Raw genomic sequence first — 25,595 nt, 5'->3', positions numbered from 1 at the left:
AGGATCACATGCACCACAACATTAGCAAGTCAGAACAGAATGCCCGCGAGTGCGGCATATCGCTGCCGAATGCGATAAAGGGTTGTCCAAAGTCCGACACGAATCCTGCGAATGTGGCATTGCACGAGCGCGCGCTAACCGGCATCTTCGAAATATCGAAAGTACTCGCCGATGCCGCCCGGCTCGAACTCAAGTTGGCCAAGGTAGTCGATCTCCTGCACTCGTTCGTGCAGATGCGGCACGGCATCATCGCTCTCTGCGATGCCGAGGGCGGACTGGACATCACAGTGGCCAGCGGCTGCGGCACGAACGGCAATGAGCCCTCCCGGTCGCGCCTGCCGCGCAACGCCATCGATCAGATTGTGACGACCGACACGCCGCTCGTCGCCGAGGACATAGCGATGCATCCGACCTTCACTGCCGCTGATATCGAGGTGCTTGGGGCCTCCGACACCGTGTCGTTCATCGGCGTTCCCATTCGCGTTGATGGGAACGCCATAGGCGCGCTGACTTTGGACCGGGTTTTGGAAAGCAGGTCAAGCTATCGGCTCGACGATGATGTCCGGCTGCTTACCATGATTGCCAACATGGTGGGACAGACAGTCAAGTTGCATCGCTTCTCCGCGGCCGACCGCGAGCGAACGCCGGAGCTGGAACATCGGCTGCAACCGAAATTTTCTGATGTTAAGCACCCTGCACCCCGGCGCAAAAAGGTTCACGTCGAGGGGATGATTGGTGACAGTCCGGCGATAAGCGCCCTGCTGGACAAGATCGCGGTCGTAGCCAAGGCAAAAACCACAGTTCTGCTGCGAGGTGAGTCCGGTACCGGGAAGGAGCTGGCTGCCAAGGCAATTCACGAGTTGTCGCCGCGCGCCAAGCGGCCCTTCGTTAAACTCAATTGTGCAGCGCTCCCAGAGACAGTCCTGGAATCCGAATTGTTCGGTCATGAGAAGGGTGCCTTCACAAGCGCATTCAATTCCCGCAAGGGGCGCTTTGAGCTCGCTGACAAGGGGACGTTGTTTCTGGATGAGATTGGCGAGATCTCGGCCTCGTTCCAGGCAAAGCTACTGCGCGTGCTGCAGGAGCAGGAGTTTGAGCGTGTCGGCAGCAATCAGACCATCAAGGTCGATGTTCGCGTGATTGCCGCCACGAACAGGAACCTGGAAGAGGCGGTTGCAAGGAATGAGTTCCGCGCCGACCTATACTACCGCATCAACGTGGTTCCCTTGCTGGTACCAGCATTGCGCCAAAGGCGCAGCGATATTCCGCTCCTCGCAGCTGAGTTTCTCAAGAAGTTCAACGACGAGAACGGCTGTACGCTCACCTTCGATCCGCGTGCGATTGAAGTGCTGATGAAATGTGAGTTTCCCGGCAACATTCGCGAGCTTGAAAATTGCGTGCACCGGACAGCGATCCTGGCCGAGGGACTGTCAATCGGGAGAAACGACTTTGCCTGCTCCCAAGGCCAATGCTTTGCCGAGGCGCTGTGGAAGTGCAGATCGGGCAAGGCCGCGCTGCAACTACCGCCGATCCTGCCGGAGTCAGCGAATTTGGCCACGCCCCCGGACGAGGCCGCCAGTTCGGCCGCGACTACAGTCCCGCTTGCCGGCGCAACCCACCCAATTGGCGCGAGGGCGCCCGATATAGAGCGCGTCATTGCTGCCATGGAAAGATGTGGCTGGGTGCAGGCAAAGGCAGCGCGCTTGCTTGGGCTGACCCCGCGCCAGATTGGCTACGTGCTGAGGAAATACGGCGTCGAGATCAAGCGTCTTTGAAAGCATGACCCTGGGCATGAGCTGAGCCGCTTAGCGCCCTGGCGCCGCGCAGCGATGCAGATCCGCGTCCGCGTCAACTCGATTCGACCGAGGACAGCCTGGCTGAATTCCCATGTCAGCCGGCGCTGCGACCATTGTGTGAAAGGCAACCCTGCCATCGTCAATCCCGTCCGCCATGTTGCTCTCGTTGCGAGCTCATACGGATGCCCCCTGTGTGACTGAAACGGAGTTAAATATGTCCGATGCAAAACTGCAAACTGTGCTTTCGGCTCTTTCGCAAGTGACACGACAGTTGGATGCTCTTCCGTCCAACGGACCAGCGCCGGACGCAAATTTTATCAAGTTGAATACGAATGAGAACCCGTTTCCGCTGCCGCCAATCATAATGCAAAGTGCAGTGGCGGCCCTCAAGCGCCAGTATCTATATCCGGATGACGATAACTTCAGATTGAGGGAAGCAGCGTCCAGCACCTATGGCGTTTCCAGGGATCAGGTCATCGCTGGCAACGGGTCGTCTGAACTGCTCGGACTGATCTACAGAGCTTTCCTCGCACCCGGCGACAAGGCTGCGATGATGTCGCCAGGGTTTTCGTTCAACCGCAAACTTGCCATGCTTCAGGGCGCTGAGTTCCTCGAAATCGGATGTCAAGCTCATTCCCTGCCAATGGAGCAATTGCTTTCCGGTCCGGCAAAAGACGCCAAGTTTATTATGTTGGCCAATCCAAACAATCCGACCGGAACATTCCTCCCGATAAGCGATATCGAACGCCTCGTAGCACAATCGGACCGCTTGATTGTGCTTGATGAGGCCTACGTCGACTTTGCACCCGATCACGGACTGCGCCTCATCAACCGGTATTCGAACCTTCTGATCTTGAGGTCATTCTCGAAAAGCTATGCCGCCGCCGGCATTCGCGTCGGTTTCGGTTTCGGTCACCCTGAAATTATTGGAAGGCTGCGAAACATCCAGAACGTCTTCAACATGAACGTGGTCGGGCATGCCGTTGGTATCAGCGTGCTTGCGCATCGCGGCGCCTACGCAGACAACCACAAGCACATCAAGGATGAACGAGAGCGAGTGACACTTGCACTATCGCAACTCGGATTTTCCGTAACACCCTCCCGCGCAAATTTCTTGCTGGCCCGTGTGCCCGCGGGACAGGACGGCTCATGGTGGCAAGCCGCATTGGAGAGGCAAAAGATACTTGTCGCGTTTTTTCCGGACAAAGGCTTGGAACACTGTATCCGCGTCAGCATCGGCACAAAAGAGCAGATGGATGAATTTCTTGCTGCCGCTGGCGACATTGCTGGAAGCTTAACGGTGCCAAGCTCCAAGGGCAGGGAAGCGTCAGGCTCTGCTTCTTCGTTACGCTGACGCTAATCGGCGATCACACACATCTCTTCCGACTTGCTTGGTCATCCCAGCAAGAGAACAGCCTGCTTTTAAAATCGGGGACTTATCGAGTGACAAACGTCTTTCCTTCAAACCTAGCGTTCGGCATCTTCGATCATCTGGACGAGGATGGCCGCGACATCGGTCGGCAATACGAAGATCGCCTGATATTAGCAGAGGCGTGCGATCAGCTAGGGTTCTATGCCTATCATCTCGCAGAACACCACTGTACTCCCCATGGGAGAGGTCCATCGCCGAATCTGTTCTTATCGAGCGTCGCCCAGCGCACCCGGCGCTTGCGTCTCGGACCCTTGGTGATGCTGCTTGCGCTTTATCATCCGCTGCGTGCGTTCGAAGAGATCTGTATGCTGGACCAGTTGAGCGGTGGCAGGCTCGAACTGGGCATAGGGCGCGGTGCTCTCCCGACCGAATTGGGCTACTTCGGGATTGGTGCGGACGCGGTGCCGGGCCGTTATGCCGAAGCCAGCGAAATTCTTATGCAAATACTTGCTAATTCGAGGGAGGTCGGCACGCTATGCTATCAAGGCCGCCATTTTGATCTCAATGACGTTCCTTTGACGCTAAGACCTCATCAGCGTCCACATCCGCCCACATGGGTCGCTGCCAATCGACCCGAGTCCGCAGCTTGGGCCGCTGCGAATGGAACAAATATCGCGTGTGTAGGACCTTCCTCTTCTGTTCGCAAAACTACTGATGCGTTCCGCGCCTATCGAGAGGACAACGCAGGCGGGGGGGATCAAGGGAGATTTGTCGGATTGCTCCGCATGGTCGTGATTGGGCGTTGTGACACACATGCCTATTCGCTCGCGGCACCTGCTTACGCACGCTGGCTCAAGAGCTTCCAATTCCTTTACGAGCTTAACGCTATCCCCACTCCACCAAACTTGCCGCTGACCTTCGATGCGGCAGTCGAGAGTGAATTGTGCGTGGTAGGATCAGCAGAGTCTGTGCGAAAAGCTCTGCTATATCAGTTGGAAGAGGCAGGTGCCAACTACCTGCTTTGTCAAATGGCATTTGGAAATCTGCCGCTAGATGCTTCCCTTTACACCGCGAAGACCATTCAATCCGAAATCATGGCTCGACTTGGCTGACCATGAAATTCGCGGTCTGAGGTTAAATCCTTGTGCAGCGCTCCTCACACTCACGTGATCGAGCGTGCACGTGGTGGGGCGGGCAATCGGGAGGAGGCCAAACTGACGACGAGCAGGCGGCACAGAATACCAGCTTTGTGCGTTGGCTGGCGGACCATCGTGTGAACATGCACGATCCTAAGGAGAGGGTAGCCGAGCGCGTCACGATGCCGGCACGCGTCTGCTCGTCGCGCTGGCGCTAGTCGTTGCCCATAGCCAGCCGCAGGAGGTTCTTCTCGCCCGGGGCGGCGTCGGTGCGGCGCCCATTAATCCAGCTTCATCAGCGGCCCGGCGGTAGCAAAGCCGCCACTCGCTACGGCGCTGTTGAGGGCGCGCTCGCGAGCGGCTTTGCTGCGCGCAGCCACCAACGGAAGCGAGATCGCCCGATGATGGGGGTGCACCGCGGTCGGGATACGATGCTGGAGGAAATCGTTCGCAGCCGGTCTTCACGAACTGCGAGGAGTGCTTGTCCTTGAATGCTGCCTGCTGGCCCTCTGCGGTGCCTGAGTGGTCCGTCGACACGCCCGAAAGTCAACGCCACTACCACAAGGCCGCCAAAAACTCAGGTCTGGGAGCCAGCTTGGGCGGTGGTCTCGTGTTCGGGAATGTCGTCGAAGGAGGCGTGGTTGAGATAGTAGAGTTTGGAATACAGGCCGCCCATAGCTATTAGCTCATCGTGGTTGCCAGTCGCAACAACTTGGCCATTCTGAAGCACGATGATGCGGTCGGCCCCACGGATCGTGGCGAGACGGTGGGCGATGACGAGGCCAGTCCGCCCTTCAAGCAGCTTGATCAGAGCCTTCTGAATCTGCAATTCCGTGTAGCTGTCGATGTTGGCGGTCGCTTCGTCGAGCACGAGGATCTTGGCGTCAGCGACGAGGGCGCGGGCGAAACTGATAAGCTGGCGCTGGCCGAGAGATAAGTTGTCGCCGCGTTCGCCAAGTTGGGTCTCATACCCATCGGCGAGGCTCATGATGAAGTCATGCGCGCCGACCGCCTTCGCCGCCTCGACCACCTTGTCGCGCGTGGCTTCCGTCTTCTGGTATCGAATGTTCTCGAAGACCGTCCCGGTGAACAGGAATGGCTCCTGCAGCACCATGGCGACCTGGCGGCCGAGCGATTCCTGGGTGAGGTCGCGCACATCATGCCCGCCGACCAGCACCTGACCCTGCTGAACATCATAGAAGCGGTGGATCAGGGCCATCGCACTCGATTTGCCAGAACCGCTCGGTCCGACCAGTGCGACCGTCTCGCCGGGGTTGACCCTGAAGGAGACATTTTTCAGAACCGAACGGTCCGGATCGTAGCCGAAGGTGACGTCCCTAAACTCGACCGAGCCGTCCATTTCGGGCGAAAGCACCTCGGCATTGGGTTTGTCCTGAACATCGATCTTGACGTCGAGCACATCGGTCAGGCGCTTGCCTGAGGCCATGGCGCGCTGCATGATCGAATATTGCAGGGTGAGTGAGCGGATCGGGTCAAAGAAGCGCTGGATGTAAAACAGGTAGGCTACCAACACGCCCACATCTACACGGCTATTCACGACCATCGAGCCGCCGACCACAATAACGGCGGCCAAGGCGAGGCCGGTGAGGCCATCGACGATAGGCACCATGACCAGTGCATATCTGGCAGCGATCAATTGGGTCCTGAGGTTGGCATGGGCCCGGTCGTCAAAAAGAATGAAATTCACCTGCTGGCGATCCATCGACTGTATGGTCCGCACGCCGTGAATGGCTTCGGCCAGCGCGCCATTGACGACGGAATTGGTTTCGTGTGCAGCCATGAAGGCGTCGCGGGCGCGCGGCAGCCAGACAATGCGGACGATCACCAGGATCGGCAGAACCGACAGCGTCAGGAGGCCGAGGCGAAAGTCGAGCCACAGCATTACGAATACGATGCCGAAGAGAAGTGCAACATCGCCTAGGGAATATACCGAGGTTTCCAGGAACTCCTGTATGGAGTTAACGTCGCCTTGCAGGCGCGACATCAGGCGTCCGACCTCAGTCTTGTCCATGAAAGAGAGCGAAACCTTTTGCAGATGGCCAAACATGGCGCGGCGGATGTCGAACAGAACAGTTTCGGCAATTTTCCCATCCAAGGTTTCCTGCATGTAACCGGCGGCGAAATTGACCAAAATCGCCGAAAGGAACGCGCCGACGGCCGCAAGCTGGGCTGAGCGATCGCTCCCTGCCGGGTTCATGCCGTTGTCGATCGCGTAGCGGATGATCAAGGGGATGAGAAGCTGCGTCCCGGTGAAGATCAGCATCGCGACAATCGTGACAACTACCTTTGCCCGATAGGGATGGACGAAGCCCCAGATCCGGCGGAGGATGCTCTTGTCGAAAGCCCGGCCGAACATCTCCTCCTCGATCCGGTGCGAGCCGACGACCGCGCGCGGAGGGCGTCTGCCGTCGTCACGTTCGGCTTCGAGTTCGCCGGGGCCTTGGTCCATCAGCGGGCGCCCCCATACTGGGTCATATGATATCACCTGGGCGCGTCTGGAGATCGTAAAGGGCTTTGTAGCGTCCCCGCTTCGCCAGAAGCTCTTCATGCTTGCCGCGTTCTACGATTTCGCCGTTATCGACAAAAAGGATCTGATCGGCATGCATAAGCGCACTCAGCCGGTGCGCGATGATGATCGTCACCCGATCCTTGGCGAAGCGCCGCGTCGCCGCGCGAATGCGCTGCTCGGTGCCGGCATCGATCGCGGCCATCGAGTCGTCGAAAACGACGACAGAGGGGCGCAGCATCATGGTGCGAGCAATCGTGAGACGCTGGCGCTGGCCGCCAGACAGAGAGACGCCGCGTTCTCCCACGACCGTCTCATACCCTGCTGGGAGCCCTAGAATGTAGTCGTGGAGCTGGGCGAATTCGCCAGCGTGTTCAATTCGCTGTCTCTTCGCCCAGGGGTCGCCATAAGCGATGTTGTTCTCGATCGTGGTGGTGAATAGGAACGCATCCTGCTGTACAACGGCAACCGCCTTGCGAAGGCTCTCGAGCGTGACCTTGCGTATATCCTGGCCGTCCAACGTGATGGCGCCACCGGTCACGTCGTAAAAGCGGGGGATCAGATGAGCCATCGTCGATTTGCCGGAACCCTGCGGACCGACGATCGCGATCGTCTCGCCTCTCCGGGCCTCAAAGCTGAGGTTCTTCAGAATGGCGCGGTTTTCGACATTGGGGTACGCAAATGAGACATTGTGGAAGCGCAGAGTGCCGACGCTTATCTCAAGCGGTCTGGCCTCGAGAGCATCCCTGATCGTGATCTCCTGATCGAGGAGACCGAAAAGCCGCGAACCGCAGCTGGAAGCGCGGGCAAAGGCATTGACCATCAGGCCGATCTGGCGGACTGGCATTTGCAGGATGGTCATGAAGGTCAGGAAGGTCGCCATCGTTCCGACGCTGATCTCGCCAGCGACGAGCTTGTTGCCACCGATCCAAAGCACCAATCCCATTGCGAAAAAGAAGGACAAGGTCATCGCCGACGTGCTGGGTACGTAGATGTCAACGAGATCCTTGGCGAGGCCGAGCGCGGTCTTGGAAGCGCGGTCGAACTTCAGCATCTCATAGGATTGAGCCGCAAAAGCGCGGACCACGCGGATGCCTGCGAGATTCTCCTTCATCACGCGGCTTAGTACCGAAAGGCGCTCATAGAGGTCGAGCCAGGTGGCGCGCAGCCTAAGCTGTGTGGTCGATGAGCGCCAGGCGACAAAAGGCACGAAGCTCAGCGCGACCAGGCCGAGCATGGGATCGGTCGAGATCATCATGTAGGCGCCGATCCCGATCAGCATGGTGAGCAGGACCACGCGAACGAGCGCGGTGGAAAAATACATCCGCACGCCTTGGAGATCGAGCATTCCGATGGTGATCAGATCGCCTGAATGGACCCGGTCGTGAAAGGAAAAGCTGAGACGCTGGATCTTGTCGTAGTAGGCGAGCCGCAGTTCGTACGCGACATGATGCCCGACGGCTTCGGCAAAATAGTTCTGCGCCATCGTGAAAAGGCCGCGTAGCGCGCTGACGGCGAGCAGCAGGAGAGCCGGGGTCCAGAGCGCTTGTCCTGCCGCGCTCCCGACGACACCGCCCCCGATGGCTGTCTGGGCCTGGTCGACAGCCCGGCCGAGAAGCTGGGGAATGAGCAACTGGAGGATTGCCGCCATGATCGTCGAGCCCATAGCGAAGGCGACCTGCCAGGGATGCCGAAAATTCATACGCGTTATGCGCAACAGCGTACTCAAATCCCGGCCCCAGCGGGCCGCTTCAACATGGGTCAACGACTTCAGAGCGTTCGTTGCGCTGCCGACAGCATCACTGTTCACGGGTGTATTCCCGACTGCATTTTGCGCCTTCGAGGAAAGCCGAAGGACGCATCATCAAAGGCGACGCCATTTTAATCCTGTCCACAACCTGCAGCCTTGCCCGTTCCCAGAAGCCGAGCCGCCGCTTGACTAAGTGGCATGTCGATCACCGTGATTCCGCTCGCCGCAAGGAAACGCGCTTCGTTTCTGGTCAGGGTTTCCGCGTCCATTACAGTGCAGTAGGGACCGCAGGAGCGCTTCATGATCTGTCTGGCGTAGGTGCGCAGCATCTGATCGTTGAAGCGGCAGCCAACGAAGAAAAATCCACGGGTGATGCGCCGTTCCTTCACCACGTCTGGGATCGGTGTCTGGATATCAATTTCGGTCAGGACTTCGACATAGTCGGAATCTGCGACGAGAAAGTTTTGCGAGGGCCTACTACTCCCGTGAGGTGCATAGAGGACCGTCTTTGCCCCCGATCGAGCGTCGAGCTCCCTCCCGGACAAATCGTAGGTTTTCGTCCAAATGTTGCCGATTTCGTTCGCCCGCGTGACGCCTTGTATCTCAACGACGTCCGTTCGGCCGGTCTCTACCAGAGCCGTGCGCATCGCGCTGTCATACCAGCTGTCGATGATGAGGGAGAGCGGCAGCCTTGCGAGCCAGGCGTGGAGGAGGGTTGGCCTCACCGGCGATGCGAATATCTCGGTCATCCAAGCTTGAAGCGTCCGGCGATGCCGGCGCTGTTCGATGAACTGCGCAACCGACCACATATTGGTGCGGATCCTAGAAGGGGCGGGCGCCCGTGCATTGAGCGCCGCGGCAACGACCTCCGGAGTATGCGGCACAGGCGGTTCCGCACAGTTCAACCCAAGAAGACCCGGACCGAGATAGGGGATCACCTCATCGGCGGCGAGCGCTTCCTTCGCCAAGTCAAGCAGCTTATCGGCAAAACTGTCCCGCACGATGACGAGGTGGTCCGATGTCAGGATCGTGTTCATGCTCGTTTCCTCGCGACGCACCTAGGGGCAGCATCAGTCCTCTTCGGAAACCTTCCTTGCCTCGACAGTGATCGGCAGACGCGTATCCCGTGGAAGATCGGGTAGGAGGAGCCGCCACCCGTTCCTGAGCGTGATAGTTCCGCCCCACAACTCTTCCTTCTCGAGCTTGATGATCGGCTCTTCGAGGTCTTTTTTGGGAACATACGCCGACAAGCCAGCATCGGTCCTGCGGATCATGACTTTCATCTGCCCGTCCCTTCATTGGAATTGCTTTCAGCACTGCAGGACGCCTCGGCTTTGTCGAGGCTCATCAGTTCACGCGCTCGCATGCCGACGACGGTGCCACGGTCGATCCACTCGACCGCATAGATGAAGAACTGCTGGAGAAAGGTGCCGATGTCGCGCACATATCCCTCGTCGCCCTTCCGCACGAGATTTTCGCCGATCTCCCTGCCAGGATAGGTGCCGTCATTCTTTATGTGGCGAGTAGCACGTACCCGCTCTCCCGGCATGAAGCGTGGCGGCCTGCGGATTTCGATCTCCTTTTCGCGTCCGAGCGACATGTCCGTTCCCTGATTTCTCGTGGGGCTGCAGATTGTGAACAAGGCGTTCCAGGCGTCCTGCGTAGGCAGCCCCAACCATGTCGGCAGCCCATGTGGTCACGCAGGAACGCAGGTCTTCGGCACCGGGCATACCGAGGCACATTGCTGCGCATCGAAGACCCCCTCGCATTCGGTGCACTTCTGTGACTCGATCACGTAGCTCTCGCCTTTGAACTTGATCGCGCCGGAAGGACATTCGAATTCGCAGGCGCCGCATTGGGTGCATTGGGATGCGATGATCTTGAAAGCCATTTTAACTCCTGGTCCGAATGAATGAGACAGCTCAGGCCGTCGCCGCGAGTGCGGGAGTTCCAAATGCGGCGGCGCAAATCGCACTGATTGCGGTCTCGATATAGTCATGGGCATAAGCATCGGTCGCTTGTATTCCAGCCTCCGCGAGCTGATCCTGCGGGCAATTTCCAATCTTGGCGCACAGCACGATATCTATGCCTTCCAGCGCTGCGATGACGCCATCGAGGGTGGCCTCTGCGCTCCAGCCGCCGAGACAATACTGCTCGACCTTGCGATGCCCGACAAAGCTGATGCCTCTCGGCGAGGCTTCGTAAACCTGGAATTCCTTCGCATGTCCGAAATGTTCGTTGACGCGGCCGCCGCCCTTGGTCGCCACCGCGAAGAGGACGGATTTGCCGGGCCTCGCTGCCTTGACCAATCCGATCGCTTCACTTCTGGCCGCCACGTGATCACGGCGCTCCTGCGCGACCAGCTCCCGATAGGCGTTACGCTTGCTGGCATCGTAGGTGACCTCGCCGGGAATCCGGTCGGCCGTGAATTCCTGGCCACGATCCTCGCCAAGCATGCCGACGGCATCTGCCCGGCACTGCCGGCAGTGGCGCATCAACTGGGCGCCGCCTTCGAGACGATCCTGAAGAGCCTTCAGCTCCTTTGCGTTTGGGCCGCGCTGCCCGCTCAGTCCGTAGTTCGTGCCGTGCGCCGGGTCCGAAATCAGCGGCATGAGGTTGTGCAGGAACGCGCCTCGCTCCTTGACGCATCTATTCACCTCGATCAGATGCTCATCGTTCACGCCAGGAATCATCACCGAATTGATTTTGGTGAGGATGCCGCGCGCGGTCAGCATCTCCAGGCCCAACATCTGCCGCTCGTGCAGGATCCGGGCGGCGTGGATGCCGACGTAGCGGCGATGGTCATGAAAGATCCAAGGATAGATCTTTGCTCCGACCTCAGGGTCGACCATGTTGATGGTGATCGTAACGTGATCGACATTCATGTCAGCAAGCTCATCGACACGGTCCGGCAGCGCCAGCCCATTCGTGGAGATGCAAAACTTGATGTCTGGGATTTCCCTGGCAACCCGCGCGAAGGTTGCCTTCGTCTTCTTCCAGTCGTAACAGGCATCGCCCGGTCCGGCGATGCCGAGCACGGAAAGCTGCGGCACCTCGCTGGCGACCGCGATCACCTTGCGTAGCGCCTGGTCGGGCGTCAGCTTTTCAGAGGCCACCCCAGGCCGGCTTTCGTTAGCGCAGTCATATTTGCGATTGCAGTAGTTGCACTGGATGTTGCAGCCCGGCGCGACCGCGACGTGCATGCGCGCGAAATAGTGATGCGCCTCTTCTGAAAAGCAGGGGTGATCCTTGATCTTCTCCCAGACAGCCGGATCCGTGTCGTCGGGCTTTGTCGACGAGCCGCAGGACGAAGACGCGCAGCCACCGGGTTTCATGGTGCCAAGCAACTGGTCACCGAATGTCGTGCTGAGGCTCTCAAGCGAAATTGCCGGTGCGGACATGAACGGCTCCGTTGCTGCGTGATGTCGCAGTTCAAAGCGCAAGAGCTATGCCAGCTCAAAGAGCTGTTTCGGTTCACGAATAGGCTTGTTGTGTCAGATTCCTTCGGATTGCTCCGACACACCTTTGTCGGGCTTACGACAGTGGACAAGCAAATAGGGTCGCGAGGCTAGCAGCCTCGGGCGCGCAGAGTGTGAGCGAGACCACTCCGGGCTGCTTACGCTTGACGTCATCACGACGTCTAGAATTTCTTCACCACGATACCATGCCGGCGCAGGGCGTAGCCGACTTGCCGCGGCGTGAGGCCGAGGATACGAGCCGCCCTGGCCTGAACCCAACCGGCCTTGTCCATCGCGTCGATCACCCGGTCGCGTTCCGCCAGACGCGGGGGACAAGCGGGATCGTTCGGATCGCCGGCCGTAAGGGGAGATATCTTGCCTGCGGAGGCACCGATGCAACTGGCCGGCAGCCGCAATCCGACCGGCACTGCGTTGACCCGTGCGAGATCGTCGATGGCATTGCCGCCATTCGAGCGGTCGGCTCGCTTCCAGAGGAGCCAGGAAAGGCACTGGCCCTTCTCACAGGCGAAATCGGATGGAGTGATCGTCCTTGAGCGCGCAAGTGTGGCCGTCCTTTGGACGCAGTTCTCCAGCTCGCGGACGTTACCAGGGAAGTAACATTGCGAGATCAGGTCAAGCGCCGGCGCCGCGAAGGCGAGTGCGCGATCGTTCTCCTTGTTGAACCGGTTGAGGAAGGCGTTCGCAAGGCGTGGAATATCGCCGGGTCGCTCTCTGAGCGGCGGCAGGATAATTGGCACGACATTGATGCGGTAATAAAGGTCGGCCCTGAACTCCCCTTTTATGACGGCCGTCTCGAGGTCCTTGTTGGTGGCGCATATGAGGCGCACGTCGACCTGTAGCGTTTTGGTGCCGCCGACTCGCTCCAACTCGCCTTCCTGCAAGACACGCAACAGCTTGGCTTGAAAGGCCGGCGAAATCTCGCCGATTTCATCAAGTAGCAGCGTTCCCTCATTTGCCAATTCAAAACGACCGGCGCGCTGGGAGATAGCACCCGTGAAAGCGCCCTTCTCATGCCCAAACAGTTCTGACTCCAGAACGCTTTCAGACAGTGCGGCGCAGTTCAATTTGACGAAAGACTTCTTCCTCCGACGTGAGAGCTTATGGATGGCCTGCGCAAAGAATTCCTTGCCGGTGCCGCTTTCACCCCGCAGAAGCACGGTGGAATTGGTCCCTGCTACGACCGAGACGGTTTCGAGCACCTGCTTGAGTGCGGGGCTTTCCCCGATGATCCCGTCGATTTTGGCATCCGCATGCCGGGCAGGGCCGTAGGTCCTCCCCTCGTTGGGCGATTTCTCCGGTCCCGATTGCTCATGGCCACACCGCTGACGATCTGTACTCAGGGCGCGATGGAGGCGGATGGTCCGGCCGACAAGGTTGGCGACCATCGTCAGGAAATAAATGTCCTCGTCGTCGCGAAAGTCGGTGGCGCCGTCTCCGGCGCGGTCGATCGACAATGTCCCAAGGATATCATGATCAGCCTTTAGCGGGATACCGATAAAGGCAATTGGGATGGTTCCGATGCTCGAAGACGTTTGAAGGTCAGCCTGAAATAGTTGGGACTCGCGCACGTCCGGTATGAAGAGCGGCGTCCCCGTAGCGACGATTTGATCTGTTACGGCCTGTGGTATGACGCGGCGAGTGCCTGATTGACGTACGTGGGTATTGCCGGCAGTCGCGGCAATCTCCAGCTCTCCTTCAGCGTCCAGGACGACGATTGCTCCGTGACGCATCTGCAGAAATGAAGGCAGGACGTTCACGACATTGGCGAGCGTAATCTCCAGCTCGCTGGGGGCGGTCAGCACCTTCGATATCTCGTAGAGTCCTCTGAGCGCGATATCTGATTGGGGCATGCTTTTGATGGGCGGTTCAGGGCGGGTCTCCCGAGGTCCAACCTCGTCGACCCGATCTTGCGGTCCGTGGGTCATGGAAACACCTCAGGGGTTGTGGTCCAGAGTGCTCCTCCTTTTTTATCTGAATTCTGAAAGCACAGTATTCACGAGCTTCTCTTCGTCAAAGCGACGATCGAAGCAACGAAGATAGACTTGGCGTTGGGCGAGACCTAAACTGTATCAAGATCAACCCTCTTAATACGTGCGTGCGTCGGTCATCCGAATTTGAAGAGGACTCCGAAACCGCCGCGTGGATAGTTCCACTCGATCTCGCCACTGGTCTCACACAAAATCCGGCAGGTGCCGCACTCCATGCAGCCGTCAGCAGTGATCTCCACTTGACCTTTGTCGTTCAACTCATAACATTTCGCCGGGCAGACGTGGGTAAGCGCGAGCAAGTTCGCGCTTGGCCTCTCGTGCGGTCGCACTTTGATATGCGGGCGGCCGGAATCCACCAAGTAGCGGTTCTGGTAAAGCTTGTCCTCGACACGTGACTTTGTCACTGCGATCGTCATTTCGTCTCCCTTCAGCGCCACGCCAATGCAAGGCGGACCGCGTCGCTGAGCAGCCCCCAACGCGAGCGCGCCTTGATGAAGGCCGCCGTGGTCGCCTTTTCCTTCTCGATCTTCGGCGTGCCGTCGACACGCATGAAGTTCTGCGCGGCTTGCGACATCAACCGCGGATAAGTTGTGAAGTAATTGCCGGAATTGGTGTGGAGCAAGGCCGGCATATCTTTGTATTTCTTTAGGTCCTTGACCACGAAGGACTTGTCCAGCATGGCTTTGTAAAGAGCGAGATTTCGTTTGGTCATAGGAGCGTTGCGGCTGTTGACCTCGATGATTGCCTCAGCCGCGATGCGGCCGGAGGTCATGGCGAGGTTCGAACCCTCGCGGTGAATGGCGTTGTTCAGTTGCGCGGCATCGCCGACCACGACCCAACCATCGCCAAAGAGCTGCGGAATAGCCTTGTAGCCGCCTTCGGGAATGAGGTGTGCGGAATATTCTTTCACTTCCGAGCCGGCGATCAGCGGCCGGATCGAAGGATGGCTCTTTAAGGCGTCGAGGAGAACGTAGGGGCTCTCGACCATCGCGGCGAAATCGGAGACGAGGCAGCCAATGCCCAGTGAGATCGACTCCTTGTTGGTGTAGAGGAAGCCGAGCCCGGCCATGCTGCGGGAGGTCGTGCCCACCGCCTCGATCACGCAGCCTTCATCGCCCTTGACGCCGAACCGCTGCTCAATGACCTCTTCGGGCAGGAAATGCATTTCCTTAACGGCGAGCGCCACGGTTTGTGGCTTCGGCATCTGCCGCAGGCCGGCTCGCGTGCCAAGCAGTCCGCAGACACCTTCTGCGAGAACGACCACGTCCGCGTAGATGGCTCCGCCGGCCCGGTCTGTGCGCACGCCAATCACCCTGTCCTTCGCGTCACGGATGAGCTCCGTCACGGTCGTCTCGCACAGAACCGTCGCGCCGGCCTCGCGCACCTTACGCGAAAACCATTTGTCGAACTGGGCACGGATGATTGTGTATCGGTTGGGCTTGGCCTCATTGAAGTCGTCCGACCGATAGTGAATCCCGGTATGGGATGTGTCGTCCATCACCCAAAGCCGCTGTTCAACCAAATGCCGCTCGAGAGGCGCATCGTCCCTGAAATCCGGGATGATCTTCTCCAGCATGTTCGCGTACATGATGGCACCTTGGACATTCTTGGAGCCCGGATATTCACCGCGCTCCAACTGCAGCACCTTTAGGCCATGGCTGGCCATGGTGTAAGCAGCTGCGTTTCCGGACATGCCTGCCCCAACAACAATGGCGTCGAAGTTTTCCTCGATCATGTCCGTCCCTTAGCTCGCAAGCTTATCGCGACTGTGGGGCGACAGCCGCCGGGTGAAGGCTTCCGTCAGTGCGGGCAGGAAGCGGATCGCGTCGGTGACGATTCCGAGGTGAGCGAAATCGAAAATCGGCGCGTTCGGGTCGGTATTGATGGCCACGATGAGATCCGCCCCCTCGACGCCAACCCGATGCTGGACGGCGCCGGAAATCCCGGCCGCTATGTAAAGCTTCGGCCGGATGGTCTTGCCAGTTTGGCCGATCTGCCGATCAGCTGGCATCCAGCTCTTCTGGACCAACGGGCGCGAACAGCCATGCTCGGCGCCGATTGCTCGCGCGAGGTTCTTCACAAGCTGCAGGTTCTCCGCCGCGCCAAGACCAAGGCCTCCCGCAACCACGACGTCGGCATAGGCAAGGTTTGCCTTTTCCGACTGATTGTCCGGCAGGAAGCCGAGGACTTTGGTAGCGATCTCGTCCTCGGCAAGCGAGAGCTTGTGCCGGATGACACGCCCGACCGGTTTATCCGTCCGCTGCGGCATGGGCATGACCCTTGGCCGCACTGTCGCCATCTGAGGGCGGAAATTGAGCGTATAGATCGTGCACAACAAGGAACCGCCGAAAGTCGGACGCGTGGCGGCGAGCGAACTGTCGGTATCCACATCGAGTTCGGTGCAGTCGGCCGTGAGCCCTGTCTGCAAGGTCGTCGCCACGGAGCCGGCAAGATCCCTGCCGAGTGTGGTGGCACCGAGAAGAAGGATTTCGGGTTTGTGGGTATCGACCAGATCCGTCATCGCCTTGGTGAAAGGCTCGTTCCGATAGTCGGCGAGCAGGGGCGCCTCGGCGATGTAGACAAGGTCAGCACCATAGGCGAATGCTTCGGCAACGGCGTTCCCGATGGCCTCTCCCGGCGGTCCGAGCACGACGCCTGCAAGCTGGACCTCAAGCTTGTCTGCTAATTTGCGGCCTTCGCCGAGCAGTTCGAATGATACGGGATGGACCTGGCCGCGTTCGAGCTCGATGAAAACCCAAACGTGCCGGTAGTCCTTGAAATGGGCGGGCAGCTCCTTCTTTATGCCGGCGCGGCCGGCGGCAGGGCGAGGGGTTTCTCGGTTCGCGGTCGACATCGTTTTACTCCTTGCCGTCACGCGCCGCCGTTGAAGGCGAGCTCATGTTCCAGCGCCGGCTGGCGAGTGAAGATTGCGGTGATGAGTTCGTCAGCGACATCGCGCAAGGCCTTCTCGGCGGTGTCGATTAGTGCCGCCTTTTCCGCTCGCGCAGCAGGGGCGAAAACACGCTTGACGACCGTCGGTGAGCCGCGCAGGCCGCATTTGGTGAGATCCTCGATGCCGGCGTCGGCCGCGCTCCATTTCAAGACCTGGCTGCGCGCGGCGCACAAGGCGTCCTGGATCGAGCCCCGGCGGATCTCGTTTGTGCCTTCCAGCATGGTGATGAGGCAAGGCAGCCTGCTCTTCAGCATCTGTGTGCCACCTTCGGAGCGGCGCTCGACCTTGATCTCGCCTGCAGCAAGGTCAATAGAGGGGATCTTCGCGACATAGGTCAGTTGCAGGAGTCCGAGGCGCTTGGCGATGCCGGGCCCGACCTGGGCGGTGTCGCCATCGATCGTCTGCTTGCCGGTGAAGACGAGGTCTGGCGTGCCGAACGTCTCGCCGACCTTCGCGATTGCCTGGGAAAGGGCGAACGAGGTCGCCAGCGTGTCGGAGCCGGCAAAATAGCGGTCGGTCAAGAGCACCGCTCGGTCGGCGCCGTAGCCGAGCGCCTTGCGCAGCGCGTCCTCTGCCATGGGCGGACCCATGGTGAGCACAGTGACTTCGCCGCCATAGGCATCGCGCAGTCTGAGCGCTTCTTCGAGGGCGAACAGGTCGTAAGGGTTGATGATGGTCGGAACACCCTGGCGCATGATTGTGTTCGTCACCGGATGGACCCTTATCTGTGCCGAGTCCGGCACCTGCTTGATGCAGATTACGATGTGCATTGGCGGTTTCTCTAGGCTCCTGTCCGGGTGCGGGCATTGCGGTTATCTCCTTGATCCGCATAATTCGTGCCAAGTCTCTTGCGCTGCCCCTTTCCTACAACTTCGGCTGGTTGCTTCTGACGGCGCTGTGGTGATGACCGGATTTGTCGGCTGCTCGACATTGTCGCGTCGCAACCCTTGTCGCCGCTCATTCCCGTCCGAACCGCTTCAGTACCGAGTCGAACGGGACAAAGGTGTGACTCGGCGCGGCAGGTTTGTTCGGATCGTGGTCTTTGAGCACCTTGAAGACCCGATGCGTGAGCGGCGAGGAAATCGCAAAGTCCTCGTAAGCGCGTTCGAGCGTCGCGCGCACCCTCGCGGCAATCACCTGGTCGGGCAGACCGGAGAAATCTTCGTCGGCAAGGTATTGGCCCACGCGTTTCATTATATGGAGCCGCGAGACATTCAGCACCTTCGGGTCATAGGAGACGCCAAGGACTGAGAAGAACTCCTCCGCGGCCGACAGGCGCTTCAGTCGTGCGAGGATGTCTGTGACATCGATGGGGCGGCTGTCAGCGGAACAATTCATTGCATTCTCCCTGGTCGCAAAACTGTGGCCTCTGCACGCGCGCGCGCGGCCGACCTGGACCCGCACAGCTCGAAGAGGGACGCCTCGCTGCACATTTTATCGTAGAGCTCGACCAGTTGAGTTGCAGTGACCGTTGATTTGGTCTCGGCCGCCTCGCGCCGGACGCGGGCCACCATCGCGGCTGCCAGATCCGGGTCGAGATCGCGACCGCTTTCGCTCAGCACATGGGCAATCGCAGTGGCGCCGGAATGCTTGCCGATGACGATCCGCCGGCAGCGGCCCACGAGAGCCGGATCAAGCCCCTGATAAGTACGCGAGTCCTTCAGCAGCCCTGCGACGTGAATGCCGGATTCGTGGGTGAAAACATCGGCGCCGACGACCGGCTTAGTGGCCGCGGTCTGCCGGCGGGCGGCCCAGGCCACCTCGGCGGCGAGGCCGGGCAATGCGGTCAGCTCGATGCCGGTATCTGCGCCGCCGAAGACCGCCATCGCGGCGGCCACCTCTTCCAGCGCGGCATTGCCCGCACGCTCGCCGAGCCCCAGGACGGTGACGGAGGCATGGCGCGCGCCCGCGCGGATCGCGGCTAACGTGTTGGCGCCAGCAAGTCCGAGATCGTTGTGCGCATGAAATTCAAGGTCGATTGGAGACCGCGCCACGAGCTGGGCGACAAGTTCAAAGGTCGAAAAGGGGTCGAGAACACCGACCGTGTCGGCTAGCCTGACGCGGCTTGCGCCGGCGCGTGCAGCCGTCTCGATGACGCGGGCGAGATGATCCCGATTGGCCCGCGAGGCATCCTCGCAGCCCACCGCGACAAAGAAGCCGGCGGCGGCGGCGCGCCTGACCATATGATCGATGACCTGGAGCGCCCCCGCCTTGTCGAGGCCGAGCTTGGCGGCAAGTTGGATGTCCGACCCTGGCAGCGATAGATTGACGGCGTGGACGCCGCTCTCGATCGCTGCATCGAGATCCAGCGACGTCATCCGGCACCAGGCCATGAGCCGAACCGGGAGACGCCGCGCGACCACGGCGCGAATTGTTTCGATCTCGTCGGCGCCCATGACCGGCGTGCCGATCTCGATCTCTGTGACGCCGGCCGCCGCAAGAGACTCGGCGATCTCCAGCTTTTCCGTCGTGGTAAAGGCGACGCCCGGCGCCTGCTCGCCATCGCGCAAGGTCGTATCGTTGAGAGAGACATGACGGGTCATGACCGGTAGCCTGTTCTTCTGCCGCTCACGCATAGACCGGATTACCCGGCCCAGAACCGAAAAAGCTGCGCAGCTTCCCCACGATTGCCGGCATGACCTCGAGCACCCGGTCGATATCCTCTTCGCTGTTGTCCCGCGCCAAGGAGAAGCGGACTGCCGCGTGCGGCGTTTTCATCGCGCTTAGGACATGGCTTGGTTCCAGAGAGCCGGAGGTGCAGGCCGAGCCAGAGGAACACGCGATGCCAATGCGGCTGAGGAGAAGTGGAATTCCATCACTGTCGACATGTTCGAAGGAGATGTTTGCGGTGTTGGGCAACCGTTGCACGGGATCACCAGTGACACAGGTGCCTGGGATGCGCTGGAGGATCCCGCCCTCCAGACGATCGCGGAGCGACTTTACCCGTGTGGTCTCGTCGTCCATGAATTTCAATGCGAGTTCGGCCGCCGTCCCGAGCCCGGCTATGCCGGGCGTATTCTCGGTGCCGGCACGCCGGTTGTGTTCTTGGTGGCCCCCCTTGATCAGCGAATGGAAGTTCACGCCACGTTTTACGAAAAGCGCACCGATCCCTTTCGGCCCGTGCAGCTTGTGGCCGGAGAGCGACAGCATGTCGATTGAGGTCGACTTCAGGTCCATCGGAAGCTTGCCGACCGCCTGCACAGCATCGGTATGGAATAGGGCGCCCACTTCCTTGGCCAACTCGGCAAGCCTGGCCACGGGGAAGATCACACCAGTCTCGTTGTTCGCCCACATTATGGAAACGATTGCCACCTGTGGGGTGAGGGCGGCCATATAGGCGTCGAGGTCGAGCCGGCCACGGCAATCCACCGGGATCCTGTGCACCTTGACGCGGCCGGTCTTCTCAAGATGCGCGCAAAGCGTCAGCACGGCGGGATGCTCGACCGCGGACGTAACGATCTCGGTTCGGTTGGGCGCCGCCTCGAGCGCTGAAAGAAGCGCTGCATTGTCGCTTTCTGTCCCACCCGAGGTGAAGGCGATCTCATCGTCGAACTCCGCGCCGATCAGCGCTTGCAACTGCCTCCGCGCCTTTCTCACCGCCGCACTGACTGAGGCGCCAAGAGCGTGCGCCGACGAAGGGTTGGCGAATTGATCCCTAAAGAACGGCAACATCGCTTGCAGGACCGCAGGATCGACCCGTGTGGTTGCGTTGTTGTCGAGGTAGACAGGCTTCATAGGTGCGATCCTCAGTTGACCATAATGACGCGGCGCGGACCGACTCGTTGAGCCTCTGGCGCATGCCGTTGATGATAATGGGCCTGAACTGGCAGCCCGCGCAGACGCCCGGAGTGTTTGACGCAGACCGGATCTCCGTCGAGATGGACATCTTCGCGGTGCCCGTCGTCAGCCCGCAGGTAAGGATGCGAACGCGATAACGTTATCGATGAGCCGAATTTGGCACAGCAGCGCGATCTGTCCGCAAGCAGCTCGGGTGACACCAGGACCCGAGCTGTTTCGGGAGGCGGCGTTCTTTGCACCTTACCGGAAGCGAATGGCTCCCGAGATCCGTTTTCCTTGGTCTTTGGGACGGGGACATCTGTCGTGCCGGCCATATAAGTCTCCTCTGCCGCAAAATGAGTCCGACGGCCGCATAGGGCCTTCGGGCGTTTAACTGAAGGACTTGCCGCAGCCGCACTTCTCGCGCGCATTAGGGTTATCGAAGACAAAGCCGGAAGATTCGAGCCCGGTGAGGAAGTCAACGGTCATGCCGGCGACATGGGGTTGGGAGCCCGTGTCCACGAACAGCTTGATCCCATCGGTGTCAGTGATCGCGTCGCCCTCGCGCGACACGCTCTCCAGGCCCATTAAGTATTTGAAGCCGGCGCAGCCGCCGGCCTCGACCATGATGCGAAAGCCTTCCGCCGGCTCGCTGGCGCGGGAAAGAGCAGTCTTGAAGGCGGCAACGGCGTTGTCGGTGAGCGTAATCATGGCTCCATTCTCCTCAGTCCGGGACCTGCTTGCGCATCACGTCGCATGCACCGTGCCAAAGCGAAGAAAGGTTTCAACACAGCGCGGCATCTCTGACACTGCCGTGCTTCTTGTGAGTGCATTGCTGCGAAGCTGTCGGCCAACCGACACGTACTGTCGGGTTTGTCGGGTCTGCCACGAGGGATGTTGGGCCTGAGTTCTTGGTTGAACTCACATCACCAAATACAGAACTTCTTCTGAGCTTGCTTCGGCGCAATTGGCACGGTTTTTGAGGCTCCGTTTGGCGGGGCGGCAAGAGCATGCCGATCCACAATCATGCCGTGGGTGCCCTCGCGATGGATGGGGCGAAGCAAGGGAGCAACATGTCAGGACCGGGTCAGATACGCCTCGCTTGGCAAAGCAGCGCCGCCCGTGGCATCCGAATGCCCGCTTGGCCGATTGCGACAACACCCACACTCGCTCACCACCGCCCAATAGCCGCCGACCGGCTCGATGGGATGCTGCCATCGGCATGTGCCTGCTCGCGGGTTTTCGCGCGGGTGCGACGCCGTGTGCACGCTGTCCAGCGACACTTTGTTCATGGGCCAGCAGCAGATCAGGATCGAGCATTTCGGCGCGCCTTATCGGCTGAAGATTCCCGGGCAGGGCAGCTGATCCTCACACGTAGGTGGAAGCAGGGGTAAGACATGGACCAACGCGAGAAACCGTCGCCCGACGAAATACGGCGGGCGTGCAAAGACAATCCGAAAATCCGGGAGCATGATCTCGCCGCTCGATTGGGCATTTCGGAAGCCGAATTGGTCGCGGCGCATTGTGGTCACGGCGCGGTGCGCATCGAGCCGCGCGTCGATGATCTGCTGACGGGCCTCGAAGCGGTCGGCGAGGTGATGGCGCTCACCCGCAACGAAAGTGCCGTGCACCAAAAGATCGGCGTCTACGACAAAGTGGTCACCGGCAACCAGCATGCCATGGTGCTCGGCGACGACATCGACCTGCGCATCTTCCCGGAAGCGTGGGCGTATGGCTTCGCCGTCGAGAAGCGCGAGGGAGCCGAGATCCGCCGCAGCCTGCAATTCTTTGATGCCGCCGGCGAGGCGATGCACAAAGTACATCTCAGGCCCGCCTCGAACCTGCACGCCTATCAGGATCTGACGGCAGAGCTCGTATCCTACGACCAGGAGCCGATCATATCGGTCGAAGCGGGCGGTGCGCGCGATAACGCAGTGAGTCCAGACCAAGCCGCCACGGCCGACGACCTACGCGAGCACTGGAGCCGGCTGAGCGACGTGCATCAGTTCTACCATATGTTGAAGACACTGAAGCTCAGCCGCTGCCAGGCAATGCGTATGGCCGACGAAGATTACGCTTGGCTGCTCGACAATGATGCCGTTGGCGCCCTGTTCCAACAGGCGGCCGAAGACGAGATGCCTATCATGTGCTTTGTCGGCAATCGTGGTTGCATCCAGATCCATTCCGGCCCGATCAAGTCGGTCAAGCAGATCGGGCCGCGGATCAATGTGCTCGACGAGACCTTCCATCTGCATCTGAGGACCCATCACATCCGCGAGGTCTGGGCCGTGCGCAAGCCGACGAGGGACGGTCACGTCACGTCCATTGAAGCCTATGGCGCCGACGGCAAGATGATCATCCAGTTCTTCGGCACGCGCAAGGAAGGCGAACGCGAGCGCAGCGACTGGCGATTTCTGGCCGAGAGTCTGCCACGCATTCCCGGTCCGAGCGACAGGGATGTATAGAGTGTGCCGACAGGCCCTCGGATTGAACCGGCCGCTATAGGACTCGGCACCACGTTCCGACAGCGGCTCGCGAGGAAATTTAGGTCCATGAGCGGAAAGGCTTGCCCTCGTAGCGGATGCGCACGGTCAGGTGATGCACGCCGGAATGGACCGCATCGATACAGTCAAGCTGGTCGCCGGCCGGACCGGTGCGCACGAGTGCATCGCCGTCTGACCGAAAATCCTTGCAGCGCCTGCGAGCGAAAACGCATACGCCATCAACACCGAACCGAAGCGCGGCTCGACCTTGTTGATATTCCGATCATCGCGCGCAAGCGCCGTCGGGTCTTATCGGACCGCAGTCGATCCTTGCGCTGGATCGCGTCGTTGCTCAATCCGGGCCGTGCGAGCGATCTCCTCGCTCGTCGACCGGAAGGCTGTGCAGCAGCAGCCAAGCCGAACAGCTTGATGTCGCGGACTCGACAAAACCGACCACGGATGTCGGTTGTCGGACGTTGTCCTAAGAATGATGGACAGGTGATCCCAGCCGCGGGCCCAGTGCAGGCTGGCATTGCTTGGTGCAGCGCCATGGGTACGCCTATCCGGCACGCGACTTGCTTCGACGATTTGATCAGCAGGGCATCAGCAGTGCGTCACGGAGCTCAGAGGTGATTGACCAGCCTCTCAACCCCAACGGGGATAGCGGCGGCTTTGCTTCATGACCGCAGAGCGGCGGAGATGCCCCTTCTGATCGACTTCGCAACCGATCTCATCCGCGCTGGTGCAGGTGGGCTGTATCAGGCGACAGAATCTAGAAGGCGCCCGACAAGAGACGTGCCCATGCTGGAAATCGAATTTATGAACAGCCGTGCGATCTCAATCGAGCCATGAACGCCAATGTAGAGAAAACAAAATGGCGACCAACCCCGTTCCAGATCATGTCCCACCCGAAATGGTGAGGGACTTCAGCCTGTTTACATCGCCAGGGATGCCACCAACACCCGACGGGGATCCACACGCAGCTGTCGCTTGCGTACATGACGGGCCTCCGATCTTTTACTCCCGCTACAACACGCAAGATGGCCGGGGTACCTGGGTCATCACCCGTGCCGCGGACCAGCGGAGGGTGCTGCAGGACGCAGAGACTTTTTCCAGCCATCGCAGCATCTTCTCCTCCATACTGGGTGAAAACTGGCCGACGATCCCGCTTGAGCTCGATCCACCGGCCCATGGCGTCTTTCGCTCACTGCTCAGTCCGCTGCTTTCGCCAAAGCGGGTGAGGGTGTTGGAGCCGGCTGTCCGCGAGCAAGCGATCATGCTGATCGATAGAATTGTCGCATCGGGCACAAGCTGCGACGCGATGAAGGATTTTGCCTTTCCTTTCGCGGTGAGCACCTTTCTTCGCTTTCTGGGGTTGCCCGATGACCGACTCGAAACATTCGTCGGCTGGGGGAAAGATCTGCTCCACGGTGACGATAAGGAACGACCTGTGGCTGCCCGGACGATCGTGGCATTCATCGACGAACTTGCAGCCATGCGCCGCCAGGAGGCGGTTGACGATTTCATGACCTTTATCGTGCAGGCACAGGTCGAGGGCCGCCGGCTGACGGACACCCAAGTCCGCGGCATCGGCGTGCTTGTCTTCGTCGCTGGGCTCGACACGGTCGCAGCAGCTATAGGCTTTGACTTGGCGTACCTCGCACGCAACCTCAAAGACCAGCAATTGCTGCGGAGCGAACCGGACCGCATCCCGCTCGCAACCGAAGAATTGCTGCGGGCCTATCCGCCCATTCAGTTGATCCGCGTGGCCACGAAAGATATCGACTTCGAAGGCGCGCCGATCCGGAAGGGGGACTATGTTTCCTGCGCCACTATGATTGCCAATCGTGACCCGGCGGAATTCGCATGCCCCAACACGATTGATTTGGAGCGGGAGGACAACCGCCACGCAGCGTTTGGCTATGGTCCCCACCGTTGCCTTGGCTCACACCTTGCCCGGCGGGAGATTGTCATTGGCCTGGAGGAGTGGCTGGCGCGCATCCCGGCTTTCAGGATCAAGCAGGGTACGGCGCCGATAACTTCTGGCGGCCATGTGTTCGGGATCGAAAATTTGATCATGGACTGGTCTTAGGCCCGCCCCGAGCCGGGCACAAACAATGGAGGCAGTGCCATGCGCATCATCGTCCAAAAGGCCAAATGCCAGGGCCACGCGCGATGCGCGGCGCAAGCGCCTGACATCTTCAAACTCGATGATGACGGTTACATCCTGCTTGGTGACATTGAAGTTGCGGAAGGGGATGAACTGCCTGCATCACGAGGCGTGCGATCCTGTCCTGAACGTGCGCTGGAACTCACTCGCTGACGCTTTGAATC

General features: G+C 59.9%; 23 protein-coding genes. 7 read left to right on the top strand and 16 right to left on the bottom strand.

The window, feature by feature from the left end; genetic code table 11:
• Nucleotides 1-8 precede the first annotated feature (8 nt).
• The 3 genes from nifA (NKJ89_RS07475) to NKJ89_RS07465 all read left to right on the top strand — a co-directional run bounded on the left by nifA (NKJ89_RS07475) (nucleotide 9) and on the right by NKJ89_RS07465 (nucleotide 4,280).
• The gene (nifA, locus tag NKJ89_RS07475; protein WP_352601219.1) at nucleotides 9-1,775 is read left to right on the top strand and encodes a nif-specific transcriptional activator NifA; all 1,767 of its coding nucleotides are present in this window, start codon (nucleotides 9-11) and stop codon (nucleotides 1,773-1,775) included.
• 235 nt (nucleotides 1,776-2,010) lie between these two features.
• A complete protein-coding gene (gene hisC / locus NKJ89_RS07470; RefSeq protein ID WP_352550135.1) occupies nucleotides 2,011-3,150 on the top strand; it encodes a histidinol-phosphate transaminase in 1,140 nt (379 codons plus the stop codon).
• Nucleotides 3,151-3,239: 89 nt separating this feature from the next.
• Complete coding sequence (locus tag NKJ89_RS07465) at nucleotides 3,240-4,280, top strand: LLM class flavin-dependent oxidoreductase (RefSeq protein ID WP_352550134.1); 1,041 nt, start codon at nucleotides 3,240-3,242, stop codon at nucleotides 4,278-4,280.
• A gap of 601 nt (nucleotides 4,281-4,881) precedes the next feature.
• Here the strand turns inward: NKJ89_RS07465 and NKJ89_RS07460 are convergent.
• From NKJ89_RS07460 to NKJ89_RS07385, 16 genes are all read right to left on the bottom strand, one after another.
• The gene (locus NKJ89_RS07460) at nucleotides 4,882-6,774 is read right to left on the bottom strand and encodes an ABC transporter ATP-binding protein (RefSeq protein WP_352601216.1); all 1,893 of its coding nucleotides are present in this window, start codon (nucleotides 6,772-6,774) and stop codon (nucleotides 4,882-4,884) included.
• Nucleotides 6,775-6,796: 22 nt separating this feature from the next.
• Nucleotides 6,797-8,641, bottom strand: coding sequence for an ABC transporter ATP-binding protein (locus NKJ89_RS07455; RefSeq protein WP_352601214.1), 1,845 nt, complete (start codon nucleotides 8,639-8,641; stop codon nucleotides 6,797-6,799).
• A gap of 71 nt (nucleotides 8,642-8,712) precedes the next feature.
• A complete protein-coding gene (locus NKJ89_RS07450; RefSeq protein ID WP_352601212.1) occupies nucleotides 8,713-9,618 on the bottom strand; it encodes an SIR2 family NAD-dependent protein deacylase in 906 nt (301 codons plus the stop codon).
• Between the two features lie 33 nt (nucleotides 9,619-9,651).
• Nucleotides 9,652-9,864 (bottom strand): putative nitrogen fixation protein NifT, encoded by a 213-nt coding sequence (nifT, locus tag NKJ89_RS07445; protein WP_023795981.1) that lies wholly within the window; start codon nucleotides 9,862-9,864, stop codon nucleotides 9,652-9,654.
• Nucleotides 9,861-10,181: a nitrogen fixation protein NifZ gene (locus NKJ89_RS07440; protein WP_352601209.1), complete on the bottom strand. Its 321-nt coding sequence runs from the start codon at nucleotides 10,179-10,181 to the stop codon at nucleotides 9,861-9,863. Before NKJ89_RS07440 ends, nifT begins: the two co-directional genes overlap by 4 nt.
• 96 nt (nucleotides 10,182-10,277) lie before the next feature.
• Nucleotides 10,278-10,472 carry a 4Fe-4S dicluster domain-containing protein gene (locus NKJ89_RS07435; protein WP_023672218.1) on the bottom strand — a complete coding sequence of 65 codons (195 nt, stop codon included), beginning with the start codon at nucleotides 10,470-10,472 and terminating at the stop codon, nucleotides 10,278-10,280.
• Between the two features lie 31 nt (nucleotides 10,473-10,503).
• Nucleotides 10,504-11,982 carry a nitrogenase cofactor biosynthesis protein NifB gene (nifB, locus tag NKJ89_RS07430; RefSeq protein ID WP_352601207.1) on the bottom strand — a complete coding sequence of 493 codons (1,479 nt, stop codon included), beginning with the start codon at nucleotides 11,980-11,982 and terminating at the stop codon, nucleotides 10,504-10,506.
• A gap of 239 nt (nucleotides 11,983-12,221) precedes the next feature.
• Nucleotides 12,222-13,985 (bottom strand): nif-specific transcriptional activator NifA, encoded by a 1,764-nt coding sequence (gene nifA, locus NKJ89_RS07425; RefSeq protein ID WP_502904103.1) that lies wholly within the window; start codon nucleotides 13,983-13,985, stop codon nucleotides 12,222-12,224.
• A gap of 179 nt (nucleotides 13,986-14,164) precedes the next feature.
• A complete protein-coding gene (locus NKJ89_RS07420; RefSeq protein WP_023678245.1) occupies nucleotides 14,165-14,464 on the bottom strand; it encodes a ferredoxin family protein in 300 nt (99 codons plus the stop codon).
• An 11-nt stretch (nucleotides 14,465-14,475) separates the two neighbouring features.
• Entirely contained in the window at nucleotides 14,476-15,783 is a 1,308-nt protein-coding gene (locus NKJ89_RS07415; protein ID WP_352601205.1) for an FAD-binding protein, read from the bottom strand.
• Between the two features lie 9 nt (nucleotides 15,784-15,792).
• Entirely contained in the window at nucleotides 15,793-16,902 is a 1,110-nt protein-coding gene (locus NKJ89_RS07410; RefSeq protein ID WP_352601203.1) for an electron transfer flavoprotein subunit alpha/FixB family protein, read from the bottom strand.
• Nucleotides 16,903-16,919: 17 nt separating this feature from the next.
• Nucleotides 16,920-17,771, bottom strand: coding sequence for an electron transfer flavoprotein subunit beta/FixA family protein (locus tag NKJ89_RS07405; RefSeq protein ID WP_352601201.1), 852 nt, complete (start codon nucleotides 17,769-17,771; stop codon nucleotides 16,920-16,922).
• Nucleotides 17,772-17,958: 187 nt separating this feature from the next.
• Nucleotides 17,959-18,339: a nitrogenase stabilizing/protective protein NifW gene (nifW, locus tag NKJ89_RS07400; protein WP_352601199.1), complete on the bottom strand. Its 381-nt coding sequence runs from the start codon at nucleotides 18,337-18,339 to the stop codon at nucleotides 17,959-17,961.
• Nucleotides 18,336-19,544, bottom strand: a complete 1,209-nt coding sequence (nifV, locus tag NKJ89_RS07395; protein WP_352601197.1) for a homocitrate synthase — start codon at nucleotides 19,542-19,544, stop codon at nucleotides 18,336-18,338. The genes nifW and nifV overlap by 4 nt, the downstream gene beginning before the upstream one ends.
• 25 nt (nucleotides 19,545-19,569) lie before the next feature.
• A complete protein-coding gene (gene nifS, locus NKJ89_RS07390) occupies nucleotides 19,570-20,736 on the bottom strand; it encodes a cysteine desulfurase NifS (RefSeq protein ID WP_352601195.1) in 1,167 nt (388 codons plus the stop codon).
• Nucleotides 20,737-21,168: 432 nt separating this feature from the next.
• Nucleotides 21,169-21,489: an iron-sulfur cluster assembly accessory protein gene (locus tag NKJ89_RS07385; protein ID WP_352601193.1), complete on the bottom strand. Its 321-nt coding sequence runs from the start codon at nucleotides 21,487-21,489 to the stop codon at nucleotides 21,169-21,171.
• A 549-nt stretch (nucleotides 21,490-22,038) separates the two neighbouring features.
• Between NKJ89_RS07385 and hemP the strand changes: the two genes are divergently transcribed.
• From hemP to NKJ89_RS07360, 4 genes are all read left to right on the top strand, one after another.
• Nucleotides 22,039-22,143, top strand: a complete 105-nt coding sequence (hemP, locus tag NKJ89_RS07380; RefSeq protein WP_352601191.1) for a hemin uptake protein HemP — start codon at nucleotides 22,039-22,041, stop codon at nucleotides 22,141-22,143.
• A gap of 32 nt (nucleotides 22,144-22,175) precedes the next feature.
• Complete coding sequence (locus NKJ89_RS07375) at nucleotides 22,176-23,243, top strand: hemin-degrading factor (protein ID WP_031210704.1); 1,068 nt, start codon at nucleotides 22,176-22,178, stop codon at nucleotides 23,241-23,243.
• 892 nt (nucleotides 23,244-24,135) lie between these two features.
• Complete coding sequence (locus NKJ89_RS07365; RefSeq protein WP_352601190.1) at nucleotides 24,136-25,353, top strand: cytochrome P450; 1,218 nt, start codon at nucleotides 24,136-24,138, stop codon at nucleotides 25,351-25,353.
• A gap of 39 nt (nucleotides 25,354-25,392) precedes the next feature.
• Nucleotides 25,393-25,584 carry a ferredoxin gene (locus NKJ89_RS07360; protein ID WP_352601188.1) on the top strand — a complete coding sequence of 64 codons (192 nt, stop codon included), beginning with the start codon at nucleotides 25,393-25,395 and terminating at the stop codon, nucleotides 25,582-25,584.
• Nucleotides 25,585-25,595: the final 11 nt, after the last annotated feature.

It is taken from the genome of Mesorhizobium sp. M0047, assembly GCF_040323315.1.
Taxonomy (GTDB): Bacteria; Pseudomonadota; Alphaproteobacteria; order Rhizobiales; family Rhizobiaceae; genus Mesorhizobium.
Note: the sequence above shows the minus strand (reverse complement) of the source record. Positions and strands in the feature narration are given on the sequence as shown.